This is a genomic window from Kitasatospora sp. NPDC048296 (assembly GCF_043201815.1).
GTDB lineage: Bacteria > Actinomycetota > Actinomycetes > Streptomycetales > Streptomycetaceae > Kitasatospora.
Genome location: NZ_JBICZB010000190.1, coordinates 1 through 2,089, shown reverse-complemented (window position 1 = coordinate 2,089; position 2,089 = coordinate 1). Strand labels below are relative to the sequence as shown.

The following is a 2,089-nucleotide window of genomic DNA, read 5'->3' as shown; positions in this document are numbered from 1 at the left end:
TCCGACCGATGGCGTCCGCGCCGCTCGCCCGCGGCGAGGAATTCGGCAGTGACACTGCCCGAGCGCATCATTGACTGTCCGTCAGAACGAAACGGGCGAGGTGTTGGGTCTCCTGTGAATTGGCCCGGCCACTGCGGCCGGGACCGGAAGGTGCAACTCTGACTTTGTTGCCAGCCCGACAATCGAGCCCACAACTTGACTGATGATCAGGCGCGCTTGGACGCCGGCAGAACGTATCGGTTGAACATGAGATCGCGCAGCACGTCGTCGCCGCCCTCGACAATGGAGACGTAACGCATGTCGCGGACCAGCTTTCCGATGAGCATCTCGTTGGTGTAGCCGAGGCCGCCGAACATCTCCGAACCCACGCCCGCGATGTCCCAACCGATCTGCCCACAAAGCATCTTCGCCGCCAGCGCGGACTTCAGCGTGCCTTGGCGGACGAACTGTGTTGCCGCGTCGGGGCTCTGCATGACGGCGTCGTACTCCCGGGCCGCAGCCTTGCAGACGCTCTTCATGCACTCGATCTGCATTTCCATCTGGCCGAGCTTGCTCGCGAACACGGCGTTCTCCGTGAGCGCCGCGCCCCCCAGGCGCTTTGTCCGGCCGTACTCCATCGAGAGGTCGCGGATCCGCCGCGCCACGCCGACTGCGGTGGTGGCGATGAGGATGCGGCTCGCGTTGAGGCCGATCTCCAGCAGGCGCAGACCCGGACCGTGCAGCGCGTTCGTGGCGGGCACCCGGCACCCCTCGAGGGTGACCTGGTAGGTCGCGGACGCCCGCAGGCCGATCATGTCCCAGCGCTTGACGATGCGGACACCCGGAGTGTCCTTCGGGACGACGACCGCGACGTAGCCGGACGGCTCCGCCGCCGACTTCGCGACCACCACCAGGAAGTCCGCGAACCCGGAGTTGGTGGAGAAGAACTTCTGACCGCTCACCACGTAGTTCGAGCCCTGCAGCGTGGCCGTCGTCGTGATGTTCCCCAGCTCGCTGCCGGCCGCCTGCTCGCTGCCGAGCGTGGCGCAGAACGCCGCGGAGCCGGCCATCGGCTTCAGGTGGCGCTCCTTGAGCTCGTCGCTGCCGTACAGCGACACCATGCTCGTGCCGAGGACCGAGATGAAGAGAGTGAAGGCCGCGCCGGCGTCCCCGTACGCGAGCTCCGAGACGATGTCGATGCTGTCCTCGAGCCCGATCCCGGCGCCCCCGTCGTCCTTGGGGAGCCACCAGTTCATCAGCCCGGTGCCCGCGAACTCCTCGTAGAGCGGGAGCGGAGCCTCAGCCAGCGCGTCCAACTGCCCGGCGTTGTCGAGGAGTTCCTTACGGGCGAATTCCTTGACGGCCCGGAGAACATCCGAACTCATTGCACTGCTCCCGTTCATCGCTCACGCCGGAACCCCCCGTGGGAATACGGCTCACGTGTTAAATTTCTGTGAAACCGGGAACCCTGAGGTCCGATAGCTCCCCCGAGCAAAGCCGAACGAAGTCATCGCAGGCGTCCCACGCGCCGATCCTCGACTCAGAGCCCCCGGACGGATCGACGCCACATCGCTGGCGGTAACGCGAATGCGCAGCCAGCGACCATTCGCGCACTCCCGGCACATCATGCCGACGACCTGAGAAGCCGTCAATCCATGTAGACGAAAAGTGAAGATGATGGACAATCAGGGCACATGCTGACACCGGCATCTCGCGACATCCCGGCCGGGCCATTCCCGCCCCCTGGACCATGGGCGTGATCTGCGTCACAAGACGCCGGCCGGGGTCCGCCTCCGGATCCGCAACCGTGTCACCGCAGGTCCAGCCCACGACGATTCCCCCGGTCAGAGCGGCGATGCTTCGTCTCGATATCGTCCTCGCGGACCGATCTGCCCGACCGTCAAATTTCGGCTTGACAGTGGCTGCTGTCAGGGATTTAGCTACAGCGAGCGGCGCGATTGCCTCGGCCGGACGGCCGGCAGCGGCTAGCCAGGGGGTCCGGTCCGCGGGGGAAATCAGACAGTCGACGAGTTCGCAATTGGGCGGGTGACGCATCGTCATCCGTCCTGCCTGCGATGCCTTCCAGAGTTCCTGGCACCCATCGGGTGGT

General features: G+C 65.6%; 1 protein-coding gene. It reads right to left on the bottom strand.

What is annotated here, in order from left to right; all coding sequences use genetic code 11:
• Positions 1–206: 206 nt before the first annotated feature.
• Positions 207–1,364, bottom strand: a complete 1,158-nt coding sequence (locus tag ACGF12_RS38375) for an acyl-CoA dehydrogenase family protein (RefSeq protein ID WP_393041228.1) — start codon at positions 1,362–1,364, stop codon at positions 207–209.
• Positions 1,365–2,089 lie beyond the last annotated feature (725 nt).